The organism is Pseudomonas idahonensis, assembly GCF_037903935.1.
In the GTDB taxonomy this organism is placed as follows: Bacteria; Pseudomonadota; Gammaproteobacteria; order Pseudomonadales; family Pseudomonadaceae; genus Aquipseudomonas; species Aquipseudomonas danubii.
On sequence record NZ_CP149586.1, the window covers coordinates 1,088,870 to 1,105,905 of the forward strand.

A 17,036-nucleotide genomic window follows, 5' to 3' on the forward strand; every position below is an offset into this window, starting at 1 on the left:
GGTCCTGGACGTGGCCGTGGCGCCTTAGTCGGCGCCCAGCGCCAGGGCTTGCGCTTGCGCCGCACAGTCGCCGCTGGCAGTCAGGCCCTTGGCGCGAACGGCCAGCAGCTCTTGCCGGGCGACGGCGAAGTCGGCCTGGAAGGTCGGATCGGTGTGCAAGCGTGCCACGGTGGTCGCGCCAATCTCGCGGCCTTCACGGACATCGCTGTACCAGTGCACGTTGCACACCATGCGGCTTTCCGAATAGGCCCGGCCACGGGCCCAGAGCGCGTTGCCGTGCTCGGGGGCCAGTTCGCTCAACAGCAGCGCCCAGGCCCAGCCGATGGCGCTGTGGCCCGATGGGTAGGAACCATCCGCGGCCAGCTTGGCTTCATCTTCCGGGGTGCAGCTGGGCTGCTGGTTGTAGACGAAGGGCCGGGGGCGCTGGTAGCGCTTCTTTGCGCTATAGGTGGCCAGCCCGGCATCGGTTAGGGTCCGGCGCAAGACTCTGTACAGCGCAGGTGTTTGCTGTTCGCTGATTGGCGCATCCAGCGCACAGGAAAACGTCTCAGCGGCGGCGGGGAACTTCAGGTTGGCATCGCTGATGGCCAACGCCCAGCGTTTGCTGCCACGCAAAGCCTGGCTCTTTTCAGCCATGCTCTGGTCCAGCGCGAAGGCTGGCGTGCCCACCGCAGGAGGTGGTGGTAACAGCAACAGACTATTGGGCAGATCCTGCTGTTTCAGATAACCGATCAAGTAACCCGTTCGGAACTCCGGGACGTTTTCCGCTTGGCTGGTTTGTTTGGCCACGGCGGAGTGGATCAGACTTGAAAACAATAGACCGGCCAAACAGTTCGATAGTAGGCGTTGCATGTGGATATCACCTCTAGGAGTTTGATTCGCTACATGGGTTCTGCTTGTTGGGTTATTTGATGTTCCAGGCGTAATTGAACATCAGCCGTGTATCATCGGTGTCGCGAATGAAGTTCTTGGCATAGTTGGAGCGATAGTGTGCGGTTCGCAGGCGCACACTCAAGTTTTTCAGTGGGCCTTGTTGCACGACATAACGCAGTTCGTTATCCAACTCCCATGACTTGCCAATGGTTCGGGTGCCGGTGATTTCGGCATGGCTGCCGGATATATAGCGGCTGTTGAAACTCAGGCCCGGCAAACCCAGGTTGGCGAAGTCATAGCCATAACGAAGTGCCCAGGAACGTTCCTTGGCATTGGCGAAGTCACCCAGTACCGATAAGTTGATCAAGTTGGCATCGGCGCCCAGGATGTTGGCATAACCGGTGTCTCCCAACATTCGCTGATAAGCCAGGCCAAGGCTGTGGCCTTTGTAGGCATAGCCGAGCAGCCCCTGCAGAGCGCGGTTGTCGATCTTGCCGCCTTTGGCATTGCCGTAGTCGTTCATCAGGCTCAAGCGCAGATCGCTGCTGAACGTCCCCACTCCCCAGGGGCTCTTGTTGACCAGGGTGAAGACCTGCTGGCGGTAGATGTCCTCCAGTTGGGCGACATGCACCCGCGCCAGCCATTGCTTGTGGAATCGATAGTCGACGCCCGCCATGTCGAAGTGTTCTGCCGTTGCCCCCTGACCCTGGAAGCGCCGGTTCAAGGGGCTCAAGGTCAGCGGCGTGTACTGCGTGGCGTTGCGCTGCATGACCCGGCTCAGGCGCCCGGCGGTCAACTCCAGGTCATCGATTTCATTCGAGGTCAGCAGCCCGCCTTCGAAAATCTGCGGAAACAGGCGGCCGTCGTTGGGTTTCAAGGTGGGCAGTACCGGTGGCACCAGCGCGCCGAACTTGAACAGGGTCTTGCTGGCCTTGAGCTTCCCGGCCAGGGCCAGTTTCCAATAGTCATCCTCTGCCCGGCCATCGCGTCCCACCTTCAGCAGCCCGGTGCCGGTTCGGCCAGGCGCGGAGTCCAGCTTGATGCCGAGCATGCCGATGGCGTCGGCCCCCACACCCAGGCGGCCCTCGGTAAACCCCGAGTCCAGGCGCAAGAGCAAACCTTGTGCCCATTCTTCACGGCTGGGCGCGGTGCCTTCGCGATAGTCCCGATTGAAGTAATAGTTGCGCAGTTCCAGGCGCGCGCTGCTGTCTTCAAGCAGTTCGGCTTTTACCGGGATGGCCAGCAGCCCGGCGCAAAGTAGGGTAGAGCGGTTGAGCCATTGTCGTGGCCAGTGTCTTGAAGGCATTTCATCGTCCTCTGTTTTTGTTGTTTTAGGAGAAAGGCGATTGGGGGCTGATGTGTTGAGTCTTTGCAGCTTTGTTTAAATGTGATGAAGGGTGGGTGAAGTTGTGGGTGTGGCTTTTTTGGGGTTGAAGTTAATGGGGGTGAAGGCGTGTGGCTGTTTGTTGAATCTTTGCGTAATGCCGGGGATTCAATGCCTAAAGACTAAGTTGGGTCTGGGGTTAAACAAGAATCATCAGTTCTGTGAATGGGGTGATAACTGAAGTTTTAAAATAATTACCTGTTTATATTTTTGTTTGTCATACAGGTACTTGTTGGAAGTGCTCTTTTATAGAGGGCGGCGTAGGAGTTTATTAATTGTTTGGTAAGAGTTGTCCTGTTTAGGTAAAGAATTTGAGTAATTTACTTATTCAGGCGTGCCGATGCGGACTTTGGCATAAGAAGGGGTCTACAGAGGCGGGTCAGGATTAAGCCGAACCTCAGCGCAGGAATGCCAGGCGGTAGTCCCCCGGTGTTCCACCCAGGGCCTGGCGGAAGCGATTGTTGAAGTGGCTGGCACTGGCAAAACCACAGGCCAGGGCAATCTCCCCCAGGGGCTGGGCAGTGCTGCGTAGCAGGTGCCGGGCCCGGCTCAGGCGCCGGGCCAGCACATATTGATGGGGCGGCAGGCCGAAGCTTGCGCGGAACATGCGGGCGAAGTGGTACTCCGACAGCGCACACAACCCCGCCAGTTGGCCCAGGCTCAGGGGCGCGTCCAGCTGGCTGTCGATGTAGTCCACCAGCAGGCGGCGCTGGTGGGCGGCCAAGCCGCCCTTGAGCCGGGCACCCTGGCGCAGGCCCACTTGATTGAGCAGGGCATGGCAGAGCATCTCGTGGGCCAGGCTGCTGGTGAGCAGGCGCTCGCCGGGCTCGTCCCAGTTCAGGCGGACCAGTTGCGCAAAGCGCCGGGTCTGCTCGGGGTCGTCGACAAAGGTGCTTTCGCGCAGTTGCATTGCCCGGGGTTCGCGGTCCAGCAGGGTGACGCAACCCAGGGCGAATTGTTCGGGGCTGAAATACACGTGGGCCAGGCGGATATCGCCGTTGATCACCCAGGCCGACTGGTGCTCGGCGGGCAGGATGCACAGCTTGCCCGGGCCGCCTTTGCTACCCGGCTGATCGCGGCGAAAGGTGCCGGTGCCACCGGCCAGGTAGCAGGACAGGGTGTGGTGGCCGGGCGCCTCATATTCCTGGGCGTCGTGATGGTTGCTCCACAAGGCTGCGGACAAGCCGTCTCCGAGCTCTGCGCTGTGCTCCAGGCGAGCATGGGGCGAGCGGTTCAAAGCTTGGAAGACTTGCAGGGTATCCAGTGCGGGCATGCTGTTCGAGTCGGCAAGGGTCCGGTTTCCGGTGGTTCGCATGCTACTCCCTCGCCGGTTCGCCGCCAGCCCCGGGCCGATAAAAAGCGCAAGTTTATGCAAGCGTCCAAGGTCGGGCGGGCGGGACACTGCACTCCTGATAAAGGAGTCGCGCCATGAACCTATCGCTGTACCTGTTGACCGTGCTGATCTGGGGCACCACCTGGATCGCCCTGAAACTGCAACTGGGGGTGGTGGCGATTCCGGTGTCCATCGTCTATCGCTTCGCCCTGGCGGCCCTGGTGCTGTTCGTCTTGCTGCTGCTCAGCCGCAAGCTGCAGCCGATGAACCGCCGTGGCCACCTGATCTGCCTGGCCCAGGGCCTGTGCCTGTTCTGCATCAATTTCATGTGCTTTCTGCACGCCAGCCAGTGGATTCCCAGCGGCCTGGTGGCGGTGGTGTTTTCTACCGCGACCTTGTGGAATGCCCTGAATGCGCGGGTGTTCTTTGGCCAGAAGATTGCCCGCAACGTGCTGCTGGGCGGCGGTCTGGGCCTGCTGGGGTTGGGGCTGCTGTTCTGGCCGGAACTGGCAGGCCACAGCGCCAGTCCGCAAACCCTGCTGGGCCTGGGCCTGGCCCTGCTGGGCACCTTGTGTTTCTCGGCGGGCAACATGCTCTCCAGCCTGCAGCAGAAAGCCGGACTCAAGCCCATGACCACCAATGCCTGGGGCATGGCCTACGGCGCGACAATGCTGGCGGTGTATTGCCTGTTCCAGGGCATTGCCTTCGACCTGGAGTGGACCACCCGCTACATCGGCTCGCTGCTGTACCTGGTGATACCGGGTTCGGTGATCGGCTTTACCGCCTACCTGACCCTGGTCGGGCGCATGGGCCCGGAACGCGCAGCCTATTGCACGGTGCTGTTCCCGGTGGTGGCGCTGAACGTCTCGGCCTTTGCCGAAGGCTATCAGTGGACCGCCCCGGCATTGGCTGGACTGGTGCTGGTGATGCTGGGCAACGTGCTGGTGTTCCGTAAACCCAAGGCTGCGCCAGCCTCTGTAGCCGCTGCCGAGCTCGCGAGGCTGCGAACGGCGGCGCAGCCGTCGCAAAACCAGGCGACCTGATTCTGCCGGGCTATCGCTGAAGGTCCTGCGGACCTTGTCGCAGCCTCGCAGGCTCGGCAGCGGCTACAGGGGGGGATAGGCAGTGGCTGGTCAGCCCTTCCACACTTGCGGGTTGACCAGATCCTGCGGGCGTTCGCCCAGCAGGGCGCTGCGCAGGTTGGCCATGGCGCGGTTGGCCATGGCGTCGCGGGTTTCATGGGTGGCCGAGCCAATGTGCGGCAGGGTCAGCGCATTTTTCAGTTGGAACAGCGGCGATTCTGCCAGCGGCTCTTTCTCGTACACATCCAGGCCGGCGCCGCGGATCTGGCCCTTCTGCAAGGCTTCGATCAACGCCGGTTCATCCACCACCGGCCCCCGGGAAATGTTCACCAGGATCGCGCTGGGTTTCATCAGCGCCAGTTCGCGGTGGCTGATCAGGTGTCGGGTCTTGTCGCTCAGCGGCACCACCAGGCAGACGAAATCCGCCTCGGCCAAGAGTTGCTCCAGGCTCCGGAACTGCGCCCCCAGTTCCTGTTCCAGGGCAGTCTTGCGGCTGTTGCCGCTGTAGAGAATCGGCATGCCGAAGCCCAAACGCCCACGCCGGGCGATGGCCGCGCCAATGTTGCCCATGCCGACGATGCCCAGGGTCTTGCCGTGCACATCGCCGCCGAACAGCGCCGGGCCGACGCTGGCCTGCCATTGCCCGGCCTTGGTCCAGGCGTCCAGCTCGGCCACCCGGCGGGCGCTGCCCATGAGCAGGGCAAAGGCCAGGTCGGCGGTGCTTTCGGTGAGCACGTCGGGAGTGTTGGTGAGCATCAGCCCGCGTTCGTTGAAGTAGTCCAGGTCGTAGTTGTCGTAGCCCACCGAGATGCTCGACACCACTTCCAGTCGTGCGGCGTTTTCCAGCTGCGCGCGTCCCAGTTTGCGGCCGACGCCGATCAGGCCGTGGGCCTGGGGCAGGGCTTCATTGAACTGCGCGGCGATGTCCCCGAGCTTGGGGTTGGGGACGATGACCTCGAAGTCCTGTTGCAGGCGTTCGGTCATCTCGGGGGTGATGCGGCTGAAGGCAAGTACCGTCTTTTTCATTGCGGGGAGACTCATCAGGCGGGAGAGAATGCCAAGCAAGCTAACATTCCCCACCGGCTTTTTGTAGCCGCTGCCGCAGGCTGCGATGGCTTGCACAGGGGCGGCCTGGTGGCCGCTCTGCAGGGTTCGGCGAGAGTTGCTCAGGCTGAGCCCGCGCAGCCTCGCCTTGGCTCGACAGCGGCTACAGGCCCCCGGTTCAAGGGGGCGGGCTCAAGTGCTCAGGCGTGCGCCGCTCAGGCTGCCGCTCAGTTCATAGGCCGCCAGTTCCGCCTGGTGCGCGGCGAGGATCTCCGGCAGGGAGCCGCGCAGGTATTCGACCCAGGTCTTGATCTTGGCGTCCAGGTACTGGCGCGACGGGTAGATGGCGTACAGGTTCAACTCCTGGGAGCGGTACTTGGGCATGACCCGTACCAGGGTGCCGTTGCGCAGGCCTTCGATGGCGGCGTACACCGGCAGCACACCAACGCCCATGCCGCTGATGATCGCGGTCTTCATGGCGTCGGCAGAGTTCACCAGGAACGGCGAGCTGTTGATGGTCACCATCTCCTGGCCTTCCGGGCCGTCGAAAGCCCACTTCTCAAGCGGTATCACCGGGCTCACCAGGCGCAGGCAGGCATGGTTGAGCAGGTCGCTGGGTTTGTGCGGGCAGCCGTTGGCTTTCACGTAGGCCGGGGAGGCGCAGACGATGCTGTAGGTGATCCCCAGGCGCTGGGAGACGAACCCCGAGTCCGGCAGCTCGCTGGCCAGGACGATGGACACGTCGTAGCCCTCGTCCAGAAGGTCCGGCACGCGGTTGGCCATGGTCAGGTCGAAGGTCACGTCCGGGTGCGACTTGCGATAGCGGGCGATGGCGTCGATCACGAAGTGCTGGCCGATGCCGGTCATGGTGTGCACTTTCAATTGCCCGGCGGGGCGGGCGTGGGCGTCGCTGGCCTCGGCCTCGGCTTCTTCGACGTAGGCCAGGATCTGCTCGCAGCGCAGCAGGTAGCGCTTGCCGGCTTCGGTCAGGGCGATACGGCGGGTGGTGCGGTTGAGCAGGCGGGTTTGCAGGTGAGCCTCAAGATTGGAGACTGCGCGCGAGACGTTGGCCGTGGTGGTGTCCAGTTGCACTGCCGCGGCGGTGAAACTACCGGCTTCGGCGACGCAACTGAAGGCGCGCATGTTTTGCAAAGTGTCCATGGGGTGCTCTCTGGGGAGATGGCAAATTGTGACACGAAGTTACGGGGGCTTGGATAGGCGACCAAGGGATTATCGCGTTTACGGTAACAAAGATTCACAGGAATCCCACCTTATCGCCGCCCCGGCCGCCCCCTAGAATTGCGCCGATCCGTAGGAGCCGGTTTGCCGGCGATCCGCGCAACGCGGTTTAGCAGGCGCATCGCTGCGCCGGCCAGCCGATGCCTACGAGAGAAATACTCCCCCCCGATCTTCAGGAATTCGCAGCAGTGCCGCGTCGCATCAGCAGAGGGTTCAAGACCCTCAGTGTTTGGGCTTTATCGTTAGCAATCAGCGGCTGCATCGGAACCGGAGGCATTGCCCCACAAGGCAAGACACTTCCCGCTAATACACTGGCCACCGACGAGGCGATCAAGAGCGCCGCGCAAGAGGCCCACTGGCCCAGTGCCCAGTGGTGGCAGGCCTACGGCGACCCGCAGTTGAACCGCTGGATCAGCCTCGCCGTGCAAGGCAGCCCGAGCCTGGCCATGGCCGCCGCCCGGGTGCGCCAGGCCAAGGCCCTGGCCGGTATCGCCGAGTCGGCCGAGTCGTTGCAGATCAAGGGCGACGCCACCCTCAAGCGCCACAACTGGCCCACCGATCAGTTCTACGGCCCCGGCGCTCTGGCCAACACCACCACCTGGGACAACAACGCCGCCCTGGGCTTGAGTTATGCCCTGGACCTCTGGGGCCGGGAAAGCAACAGCACCGAGCGCGCCGTCGACCTGGCCCACATGAGCGTGGCCGAAGCCCGCCAGGCCCAGCTGGAACTGGTGAACAACGTGGTGCGCAGCTATATCCAGCTGTCGCTGCACTTCGCCCAGCGCGATATCGTGGCCGCCACCCTGAAGCAGCAGCAACAGATTCTCGAACTGGCGCAACGACGCCTGGACGGCGGCCTCGGCACCCATTTCGAAGTCAGCCAGGCCGAGGCGCCGCTGCCGGAAACCCATCGCCAGCTGGACGCCCTGGACGAAGCAATCGCCCTGACCCGCAATCAACTGGCGGCCCTGGCCGGCAAGGGCCCGGGGGAGGGCGCGCAACTGCAGCGACCGAGCCTGTCCCTGGGCGCCGCGCTGAAACTGCCCTCGGCCCTGCCCGCCGAACTCCTGGGCCAGCGCCCGGACGTGGTCGCCAGCCGCTGGCAAGTGGCGGCCCAGGCCCGTGGCATCGATGTGGCTCACGCCGGCTTCTACCCCAACGTCGACCTGGTGGGCAGCCTCGGCTTCATGGCCACTGGCGGCGGGGCCCTGGAGTTCCTCACCGGCAAGAAACTCAACTACAACGTCGGCCCGGCCATCAGCCTGCCGATCTTCGACGGCGGGCGGCTGCGCTCGGAGCTGGGTGACGCCGCGGCCGGCTACGACCTGGCCGTGGCCAGGTACAACCAGACCCTGGTGGACGCGCTGAAAAGCATCTCCGACCAGTTGATCCGCCGCGAGTCCATGGACAAGCAGCAAGCCTTCGCCGCCGAGTCGGTGGCCGCGGCGCAGAAGACCTACGACATCGCCACCGTGGCCTTCCAGCGCGGTCTGACCGACTACCTGAACGTGCTCAACGCCCAGAGCCTGCTGTTCCACCAGCAGCAGATCCAGCAACAGGTGCAGGCCGCGCGCCTGACCGTCCAGGCGGACCTGGTGACGGCCCTGGGCGGCGGGCTTGAAGCCGGCCGTGACGTCCCCGCGGAAAATCGCACCCAGGCACCCAAGACCCCCGCGGCCCTGGCCGTGTTCGACCACTGAAGCAGGCCCTCATGACTTCCTTGCCCGCCCCTTTGCGCTGGCTGTACTCCCTGGAATGGCGCCGGGGTTTCTTCGACTGGGCGCGCAGCGACGGCGTGACCTGGGTGTACATCTTCAAGGTCCTGGCCGCCGCGTTCCTCACCCTGTGGCTGGCCATGCGCCTGGAGTTGCCGCAACCGCGCACGGCGATGATCACCGTGTTCATCGTCATGCAGCCGCAGAGCGGCCAGGTGTTCGCCAAGAGCTTCTATCGCTTTCTCGGCACCCTGACCGGCTCGGCGGTGATGGTGGCGCTGATCGCCCTGTTCGCCCAGAACACCGAGCTGTTCCTCGGCTCCCTGGCGATTTGGGTCGGCATCTGCTCGGCCGGTGCCGCGCGTTATCGCAACTTTCGCGCCTACGGTTTCGTCCTCGCCGGCTACACCGCGGCCATGGTCGGCTTGCCGGCCCTGGCTCACCCGGAAGGCGCCTTCATGGCGGCGGTGTGGCGGGTACTGGAGATCTCCCTGGGGATTCTCTGCTCGACCCTGGTCAGCGCCGCGATCCTGCCGCAGACCGCCAGCGCCGCCATGCGCAACGCCCTGTACCAACGCTTCGGGGTGTTCGCCCTGTTCGTCACCGACGGCCTGCGCGGGCGCAGCCAGCGCGACAGCTTTGAAAGCAGCAACGTGCGCTTCATCGCCGAGGCCGTGGGCCTGGAAGGGCTGCGCAGCGTCACTGTGTTCGAAGACCCGCACATGCGCCGGCGCAATGGCCGCCTGAGCCGCTTGAACAGCGAATTCATGGGCATCACCACGCGTTTCAACGCCCTGCACCAGTTGCTCGAACGCCTGCGCAGCAGTGGCGCCGACCATGTGGTGGCAGCGATCAAGCCGGGCCTGCAGGACTTGGCGGAACTGCTGGACGGTTTCTCCGGCCGGGCCCTGACCAGCCCCGATGCGGCGCGCCTGGCCACGGCCCTGGCGGCCTACAAGGCCGAACTGCCAGCACGGGTGCGCAGCCTGCGGGCGACCTTCCAGGAGAGCGGTCCGAGCGACGCCGAGCAGCTGGATTTTCACACCGCCTACGAGCTGCTCTACCGCTTCGTCGACGAGATGCACAGCTACGCCCAAACCCACGCGTCCCTGGCCGACCACAGTCACGAACGCGAGCGCTGGGACGAGCCCTACACGCCGCAGACCAACTGGCTGGCCTGCGCCGCTTCGGGCATCCGCGCGGCCTTTGTGCTGGTGGTGCTGGGCAGCTACTGGGTGGCCACCGCCTGGCCCAGCGGTGCCACCATGACCCTGATTGCCGCCGCCACCATCGGCCTCTCGGCCGCGACGCCGAACCCCAAGCGCATGGCCTTCCAGATGGCCTGCGGGACCTTGATCGGTGCCCTGGTGGGCTTCGTCGAAATGTTCTTCGTGTTCCCCTGGATCGACGGCTTCCCGCTGCTGTGCCTGATGCTGGCGCCGGTGATCGTGCTCGGTTCATTCCTCGCCTCAAGGCCCAAGTACGCCGGGGTCGGCCTGGGGCTGCTGATCTTCTTCAGCACCGGTTCGGTGCCGGACAACCTGACCGTCTACAACCCCTACACCTTCATCAACGACTACATCGCCATGGTCATGGGCATGCTGGTCTGCGCCGCGGCCGGGGCGATCATCCTGCCGCCCAACAGCCGCTGGCTGTGGCGGCGCCTGGAGCAGGACCTGCGCGGCCAGGTGGTGTACGCCATCAGCGGCAAGCTCAAGGGCCTGGCCTCCAGTTTCGAAAGCCGCACCCGTGACCTGCTGCACCAGGCCTACGGCCTGGCGGTGGGTCAGCCCAAGGTGCAGAGCGAACTGCTGCGCTGGATGTTCGTGGTGCTGGAAGTCGGCCACGCCATCATCGAGTTGCGCAAGGAGCAGGCCATCCTCCCGGTGCACCCGGCCTATGCCGAATCCCAGCCCTGGCGCCAGGCGATCCGGGTCATGGGGCGCTCCCTGGTGCGGCTGTTCCTGCAGCCCAGCCAGAGCAACCTGGAGCGCGGCCTGATCGCCGTGGACCATGCCATCAGCCGGGTCCAGGCCACCGACGAACCCTTTGCCCCGCACTTCGACACTTCGGCCCTGCGCCGGGTCAAGAGCTACCTGCACTTCATCCGCACTTCATTGCTCGACCCGCAATCGCCGCTGGCGGCCTATGCCGTGGCCAAGCCAACGGCGCCTGCACCCCAAGGACTTGACCATGCCTCGTGAAATCGCCTTCCACGGCGTTTACATGCCCACCATGACCCTGATGTTCTTCATCGCCGCGGCCCTGGCCTGGGCCCTGGACCGGTTCATTTCCGGCTATGACCTGTATCGCTTCTTCTGGCACCCGGCGCTGCTGCGCCTGAGCCTGTTCTGCTGTCTGTTCGGCGCCATGGCGCTCACTGTCTACCGTTGAGACCCCCGCAATGAAAAAGTTTTTCAGCCTGCTCGCCACCCTGCTCGTGCTGGCCCTGGCCCTGTGGATCGGCCGCACCCTGTGGGAGCACTACATGTACACCCCCTGGACCCGTGACGGCCGGGTGCGCGCGGACATCATCAACGTCGCCGCCGACGTTACCGGCGAAGTGGTGGACGTGCCGGTCAAGGACAACCAGCTGGTGCGCAAGGGCGATCTGCTGATGCAGATCGACCCCGAGCACTACCAGATCGCGGTCAAGCAGGCGCAAGCGCTGGTGGCGTCGAAGAAGGCCACCTGGGAGATGCGCAAGGTCAACGCCCGACGCCGCGCCGACATGGACAACCTGGTGATCTCCAAGGAAAACCGCGACGACGCCGGCAACATCGCCGACTCGGCCCTGGCCGATTACCAGCACGCCCAGGCGCAGCTGGAAGCGGCGGAGCTCAACCTCAAACGCACCCAGGTACGGGCGGCGGTGGACGGCTACGTCACCAACCTCAACGTGCACCGCGGCGACTACGCACGCATCGGCGAGGCGAAGATGGCGGTGGTCGACATGAACTCGTTCTGGGTCTACGGCTTCTTCGAAGAAACCAAGCTGCCCCACGTGCGCGTGGGGGATAAGGCCGACATGCAACTGATGAGCGGTGAAGTGCTCAAGGGGCATGTGGAAAGCATTACCCGCGGCATCTACGACCGCGACAACCCGGAAAGCCGCGAACTGATCGCCGACGTCAACCCGACCTTCAACTGGGTGCGCCTGGCCCAGCGCGTGCCGGTGCGCATCCACATTGATGAAGTGCCGGAAGGCGTGCTGCTGGCGGCGGGCATCACCTGCACCGTCATCGTCAACCCCGAGCCCCTGTAGGAGCTGGCTTGCCAGCGAAAGCGCCGGCAGGGGCGATGCAAGGCTCGCGGGCCTCTTCGCCGGCAAGCCGGCTCCTACGACAGTGGGGGGGCGGTTATTTGTAGCTTTTCTGCATGATCGCCAGGGACTTCTTCGCCGTGGCTTCCAGGCCGTCGTTGACGTGGTTGATCGCGGCCACCAGCTTCGGGTTCTGCAGCACGTCGACACCGGGGTAACGCTGTTGGGCCAGGCGCGAGACGATGATGTACTGGGTCACCGCGTAATGCAGATCGAACTTGCCGCTGTCCCGGGCCTTGGCGATGGCCGCTTTGACAAAGGCCTGGCGCTGGGCCGTGGTCATGCCCTGGAACAGGTCGGGGAGATCGAAATGGATCTCGGCCGAGAAAATCGCCACCTCCTCATCCCGCGCCTCGTCGTACATCACCTGCTTGCTGGTTACGCGCTTCTTGAGGTCGGCAAAGCGCTGTTCGCCTTCGGCCAGTTGCTCAGGACTCATCTTGCCTTTCAGGGCATCCAACTGGCTGGTGTCCTCGGTGTTGTCGATGACTTTCAGCCAGGCGTAGGCCTTCACCAGATCGCCGGACTCTTCGGCGGCGTCGGCCAGGCTCTGCTGCGGTTCCGGGTTGCCGTGCAGCGCCGAGCGTTCCAGCCAGCGCAGGGCCAGGTCCCGGTCTTTGGGGATGTCCTTGTCGCCGAACCAGTAGGTGGCGTACATGCCGTACTCGGCGCACCAATCGTTCTGCGACGCCGAGTAGGCGATGTAGTTGAAGGACTCGCGGTCGCGCTCGGCCTTGGGCTTGTCCGTTTCCTGATCGGTGGTGGTGGACAGGTAGCAGAAGGCCCGGGTGTAGTGCGGCGCGGCCATGGCGAAGCAGCCCTTGGCGTTCTTGTAGTCCTCGATCTCGTTCAGCTTGTAACCGATGCCGAACAGCAGATCGGCCTCCATGGCCGGGTTGCAGTATTCGTTGGTGCTGACCTTGGGCAAGACACTTTCCAGCGTCAGCTTGGGCAGGGTGTCATTCAGTTCGGGGATTTTCGGTGCGGTGTTTTCCGGCGTCGTGGAGGCGCAAGCCGCCAGCAAGACAGCCAAGGCCAGTGGCAGCACGTTGAACAATTTCAATGGGTATTCCCTGATCGGCGAATGAAAAAAGACGCGCATGAAATCAGGCAGGGACAGGACGGGAGAGGGTGGAGCGTTAGCCATTCCGTGCTTGGGTGTCGACACCAGCGATTCCATGCTGCATGGGCCCAAGGGCTCAAGGTTGCGCATTCTACGGGGTTTGAGAGGGCGTACAACCCAAACCGCAGCGCCTGTTTGGCTGCGGCAAAGGGCCCTTGGGCCTTGCGCGCGACACCTCGGCGGCGGCTGCAAAAGGCGTAGCGCCAGCCGCTGCTATGGCTTGCGCTTGGTCAGGAGGATTTTGGCCTTGGCCACGCTATCTTCCACGCTCAGGTCATCGTCCTCCAGCACGGCCTGCAGCGCCGGGTCTTGCCACAGGTCCACGGCCGGCCCGGTGCTTTGCACCAGGCGGGAAATCAAGGCGTAGGCCACCAGTTGGCCGCGGGTGTGGAACTTCGGGTAGCGGTCCTGCATGTCCACCAACTGGGCGACGAAAGCATGCTGTTGCTCAGGCAACATGCCCGCGAACACCTCCGGGTAGTCGTAGTAGATATCCCCTGTGCCCAGGAGGATGACGTTCTGGCGCAGCGCCTGCTCCAGATCCTTTTTGGAGGGGAGCTGGCTGAGTAGCCGGGTGTAGTGCTGTTCGCCTTCAGCTATCTGCTGAGGGCTCATCTTGCGTTTCAGCGCTTCGAGCCTTTGGGCGTCATCGAGGGTTCGGGCCCAGGCGTAGGCCAGTGGCAAATTGTCCTGTTCGCTGCTGCGCAGCATCTCTTGTTGCGAGTCCTCGTCGCCGTGCCGAGCGGCGCGTTCCAGCCAGGCCATGGCCAATGCCTTGTTCGCGGGCTGGTCCAACTTGCCAAGGTTGTAGATGTCGTACAGGCCCGCTTCCGCGCAGGATTCATTGTGCTGGGCGGCGTAAGCGATGTAGTTGAAGGCTTCGCTTTTGTCATAGTCCTTCTGCCTGGAGCCAACAATCCCGCCCAGGATGCACAGGCTCATGGTGTCGCGGGGGGCGGCCATGATCAGGCAGGCGCGGGCCATTTGTATGGCCTTGCTCGCCAGCAAGGTACGGCTTGCGCCATGCAGTACCTCGTCCTCATTCATCAGTCGGATGCCGAGGCCGACCAGCCGTTCGCTGTCCATCTCCGGCGAGCAGTACGGGTTGGCTTCGACCTTGGGCAGGATCTGTTCCAGGCTCAGGTCCGGCAGGGTGGCATTGAGTTTTTCGTCCGGTGACGAGGCATTGCAGCCCAGCAGCAAGGCGAACAGGGTCAACGGTAGTGCTCTACGACATTTCAATGGGGCAGATCTCTGATCGGCGACTGAACAAAGGCGCACCGCGCCACCGCTGTAGGAGCTGGCTTGCCAGCGAAGGCGGTCGCAACGTTTGCTCTCGGCTCGCGGGCCTCTTCGCCGGCAAGCCGGCTCCTACCGGAGGCACGCGGTACACCCTAGATGGCTTGCATACGTGGGTGTCAGAGCTTGGCGCTCAGGCCAAACCGCTTCATCAGTCCCTTCTCCAGCAAACCCTTGGGCAGCAGGTTGGCCAGCAGCGGCAGGGCGCGGCTGCCATTGCCCAGGCGCAGCAGGCGTGGCGGTTTGTCCTGTTGCACGGCCTTGAGCAAGCCGGCGGCAAACTCGCTGGCGGGGGTCGGCTTGTCCTGGGAGGCCTTGGCCCGGGAGCGGATGCCCTCGCGCAGTGGCCACCAGGGCGATTGCTCGTTGAGCAACTGTTCGGCTTCATGCCCGGCGTTCCTGGCAAAACTTGAGGCAATGGCCCCGGGCTGCACTTCCATGACCCGGATGCCGAATGGCGAGAGTTCCATGCGCAGGGCATCGCTCAAGGCATGCACCGCGGCTTTCGAGGCGCAGTAGGCGCCGGCAAACGGCGTCACCAGCACCCCGGAGACACTGCCGATATTCACCACCAGGCCGCGGCTGCGACGCAGCACCGGGAACATCGCCCGGGTCACCCCGACCACCGAGAACACGTTGGTTTCGAACTGGCGCTGCATGGCTTGCACGCCGCCATCCAGTAGCGGGCCCATGGCGCCGTAGCCGGCGTTGTTGATCAGCACATCGAGGCCGCCGTACTGCTGGTTGATCTCCTCGCTCAAGGCGCCCAGGGCAGCGCCGTCATTGACGTCCAGTTGCACGGCCTTGAAACCGGCGGCTTGCAGGGCCGTGACGTCCTCGGCCTTGCGGGCGCTGGCGAGCACGGTAAAACCGGCGCCCTTGAAGGCATCTGCCAGGGCGCGGCCGATGCCGCTGGAACAACCGGTGATCAACGCTACGGGCATGGCGCGGTCCTTGTGCTGTGAGGGGGAAGGGGAAATCAGTCGGAGAAGCTACCTTGCAAACGCTCGGCACGAAACTCCAGGGTTTGCGGACGATAGCCCGAGCGCAGCGGTGGCAGCGGCAGGCAGTCTTCCCAGCTGGCGCCGGCCTGCAACTCGCCGGGGCCGCGGTAGCGCGGGGCGCTGTACTGGTTGTCGGCGAGGTTGACCGTGTCCCCCGGCGCGTAGGCGGCGACCCGCCAGCGCAGTTCGATCAGGGGCACCTTGTTACCGTTGTTCAGCTTGACCTGCAGCGGGCGGTCGGCAGGGCAGTGTTCGGGGGCGTAGCTCAGGCGCAGATCCAGGCGCGCCAGTTGCTGTGCTTCGCGGTTGTCCAGCCAGACCACCCAGCAGGCCACCAGGGCCAGGCCGAACGCAGCGGCCAGGGACACGGGAAGGGCTTTGGCGGGGTAGCGCAGAAGCAGGATCAGCCAGGTGATGACCAGCAGAACGCCGATGAACATGAGGTGAGCCTCGGGGAAAAGGAGGAGACATCCTACCTAAGCGTAGGTGGGGTTGGCGATGGAGGATGGCTGTTGTGACGTTATCCACAGGCCAGGTTTTGATGGGGGCGTTAGGGACAACAGAAGGTCTGTTAAAGCGGATTTATGCCGATAGTGGACATCATGTGGTCCACTCTGGTGCCCGCCCGAGCAGGTGGCTGGCATGCTCCGGGGTCATCTATCCATTCCTGGAACACCTTTACCGGGACTGGAAAATGCTCAGGTTCTCAGGGCTACAAACATCGAACGAGGCGAATGCTAGCTGAAGGGGTGGGCTCCGCTTTCGACTGTGAAGAGTGCTGGTGCCAAGGACGAGACGTGCCCGTGGTGGCGTTCTATGAGGTGATAATCTCCGGGCTTTGGCATCAATCATGGGGCGATGATGGACGTATCACTGCAGCAGATTTTGCAAACTGCACAGATCAGCGATTGAGCGTTTCGAAAAGAACAAGCTTAAAAACTTTGTCAGCAGTTCAAGACTGGAAGGCATAGACATACCGATCTTCGACGAAAAAGCCTCGTTGGAAAAAATCTTGGCCAAGCATGGAAGACCGTTGAATGGATAAATACGACGCTTCTCATGATCATGACTGCTACCCCGCCTCCTCGGCGTGCCGCCATCCTGAACATTCCTAAACTCCCTTGGCCTGGACATAAACTGCGACGCCTTCGTCGTTGCTGCGTGTCGAACCCGGACTAGCCTTTGAGCGTCGCAGCACATTCAGCGACCGGGCTTGGTAACTCGTTCTGATACAGGCGCAACAGCGCCGCATTTCACTTGTGCAATGGCAGCTGTGCGTGGGAGGGCTCGTCCCTGCCGGGTTCCTGTATCTCCGGTTTACCAACCTGCACGCAGCTGCCACCCCTCCGCTTGGTAACCCGTTTTGATGCAGCTGCAGCAGCGCCCCATTTCGCTATGGCAGGTGGGTTGTGCGCCTGCGCATTCGTGCAATGGCAGCTGTGCGTGGAAGGGCTGCGTCCCTGCCGGGTTCCTGTATCTCCGGTCGACCAATCCGCGCACGGGTGCCACCCACAACAGGGCTGCGCATCTTCTGGCGAAGATGGGGACGGCAGTGATCGATGAGGCGGGTTCTAGATGAAGGAGAGGGGACAGGCGTGCCGATCGTTCCCCCGTGTTT

The 17,036-nt window shown here is 63.5% G+C and carries 14 protein-coding genes and 1 pseudogene; 6 read left to right on the forward strand and 9 right to left on the reverse strand.

Translation table 11 applies throughout. The features are described 5' to 3' along the window. Window positions 1-24 precede the first annotated feature (24 nt). The 3 genes from WIN67_RS04930 to WIN67_RS04940 form a co-directional block, all read right to left on the reverse strand. Window positions 25-789 (reverse strand): phosphatase PAP2 family protein, encoded by a 765-nt coding sequence (locus tag WIN67_RS04930; protein ID WP_339070705.1) that lies wholly within the window; start codon window positions 787-789, stop codon window positions 25-27. Between the two features lie 115 nt (window positions 790-904). Next, the gene (locus WIN67_RS04935) at window positions 905-2,179 is read right to left on the reverse strand and encodes an OprD family porin (protein WP_339070706.1); all 1,275 of its coding nucleotides are present in this window, start codon (window positions 2,177-2,179) and stop codon (window positions 905-907) included. 475 nt (window positions 2,180-2,654) lie between these two features. Further along, window positions 2,655-3,530 carry an AraC family transcriptional regulator gene (locus tag WIN67_RS04940; RefSeq protein WP_110596049.1) on the reverse strand — a complete coding sequence of 292 codons (876 nt, stop codon included), beginning with the start codon at window positions 3,528-3,530 and terminating at the stop codon, window positions 2,655-2,657. Between the two features lie 155 nt (window positions 3,531-3,685). Here WIN67_RS04940 and WIN67_RS04945 point away from each other — a divergent pair, with 155 nt between their 5' ends. Next, window positions 3,686-4,633, forward strand: a complete 948-nt coding sequence (locus tag WIN67_RS04945; protein WP_102878431.1) for a DMT family transporter — start codon at window positions 3,686-3,688, stop codon at window positions 4,631-4,633. 90 nt (window positions 4,634-4,723) lie between these two features. Here WIN67_RS04945 and WIN67_RS04950 read toward each other — a convergent pair whose 3' ends face one another. Further along, window positions 4,724-5,698 carry a 2-hydroxyacid dehydrogenase gene (locus WIN67_RS04950; protein WP_102878432.1) on the reverse strand — a complete coding sequence of 325 codons (975 nt, stop codon included), beginning with the start codon at window positions 5,696-5,698 and terminating at the stop codon, window positions 4,724-4,726. Between the two features lie 210 nt (window positions 5,699-5,908). Further along, the gene (locus tag WIN67_RS04955; protein ID WP_102878433.1) at window positions 5,909-6,877 is read right to left on the reverse strand and encodes a LysR family transcriptional regulator; all 969 of its coding nucleotides are present in this window, start codon (window positions 6,875-6,877) and stop codon (window positions 5,909-5,911) included. Between the two features lie 266 nt (window positions 6,878-7,143). Here WIN67_RS04955 and WIN67_RS04960 point away from each other — a divergent pair, with 266 nt between their 5' ends. The 4 genes from WIN67_RS04960 to WIN67_RS04975 are packed head-to-tail and all read left to right on the forward strand — an operon-like array spanning window position 7,144 to window position 11,935. After that, on the forward strand, window positions 7,144-8,655 hold the full coding sequence (locus WIN67_RS04960) for an efflux transporter outer membrane subunit (RefSeq protein ID WP_339070707.1): 1,512 nt from the start codon (window positions 7,144-7,146) through the stop codon (window positions 8,653-8,655). 11 nt (window positions 8,656-8,666) lie between these two features. Continuing rightward, the gene (locus WIN67_RS04965; RefSeq protein WP_339070708.1) at window positions 8,667-10,874 is read left to right on the forward strand and encodes an FUSC family protein; all 2,208 of its coding nucleotides are present in this window, start codon (window positions 8,667-8,669) and stop codon (window positions 10,872-10,874) included. Then, window positions 10,864-11,064 carry a DUF1656 domain-containing protein gene (locus WIN67_RS04970; RefSeq protein WP_007930063.1) on the forward strand — a complete coding sequence of 67 codons (201 nt, stop codon included), beginning with the start codon at window positions 10,864-10,866 and terminating at the stop codon, window positions 11,062-11,064. The genes WIN67_RS04965 and WIN67_RS04970 overlap by 11 nt, the downstream gene beginning before the upstream one ends. A gap of 10 nt (window positions 11,065-11,074) precedes the next feature. Continuing rightward, window positions 11,075-11,935 carry an HlyD family secretion protein gene (locus tag WIN67_RS04975; protein WP_339070709.1) on the forward strand — a complete coding sequence of 287 codons (861 nt, stop codon included), beginning with the start codon at window positions 11,075-11,077 and terminating at the stop codon, window positions 11,933-11,935. A gap of 94 nt (window positions 11,936-12,029) precedes the next feature. On the opposite strand, the gene WIN67_RS04980 is transcribed toward WIN67_RS04975, so the two are convergent. The 4 genes from WIN67_RS04980 to WIN67_RS04995 form a co-directional block, all read right to left on the reverse strand. After that, window positions 12,030-13,055: a sel1 repeat family protein gene (locus tag WIN67_RS04980; protein WP_253165003.1), complete on the reverse strand. Its 1,026-nt coding sequence runs from the start codon at window positions 13,053-13,055 to the stop codon at window positions 12,030-12,032. Window positions 13,056-13,328: 273 nt separating this feature from the next. Next, window positions 13,329-14,357 (reverse strand): sel1 repeat family protein, encoded by a 1,029-nt coding sequence (locus WIN67_RS04985; protein ID WP_339070710.1) that lies wholly within the window; start codon window positions 14,355-14,357, stop codon window positions 13,329-13,331. Between the two features lie 176 nt (window positions 14,358-14,533). After that, complete coding sequence (locus tag WIN67_RS04990; RefSeq protein ID WP_253165000.1) at window positions 14,534-15,358, reverse strand: SDR family oxidoreductase; 825 nt, start codon at window positions 15,356-15,358, stop codon at window positions 14,534-14,536. 35 nt (window positions 15,359-15,393) lie between these two features. Next, the gene (locus WIN67_RS04995; RefSeq protein ID WP_102878445.1) at window positions 15,394-15,858 is read right to left on the reverse strand and encodes a multidrug transporter; all 465 of its coding nucleotides are present in this window, start codon (window positions 15,856-15,858) and stop codon (window positions 15,394-15,396) included. 470 nt (window positions 15,859-16,328) lie between these two features. On the opposite strand from WIN67_RS04995, the pseudogene WIN67_RS05000 reads away from it, so the two are divergent. Continuing rightward, a pseudogene (locus WIN67_RS05000) lies at window positions 16,329-16,463 on the forward strand (YhfG family protein); the annotation flags it as partial. Window positions 16,464-17,036: the final 573 nt, after the last annotated feature.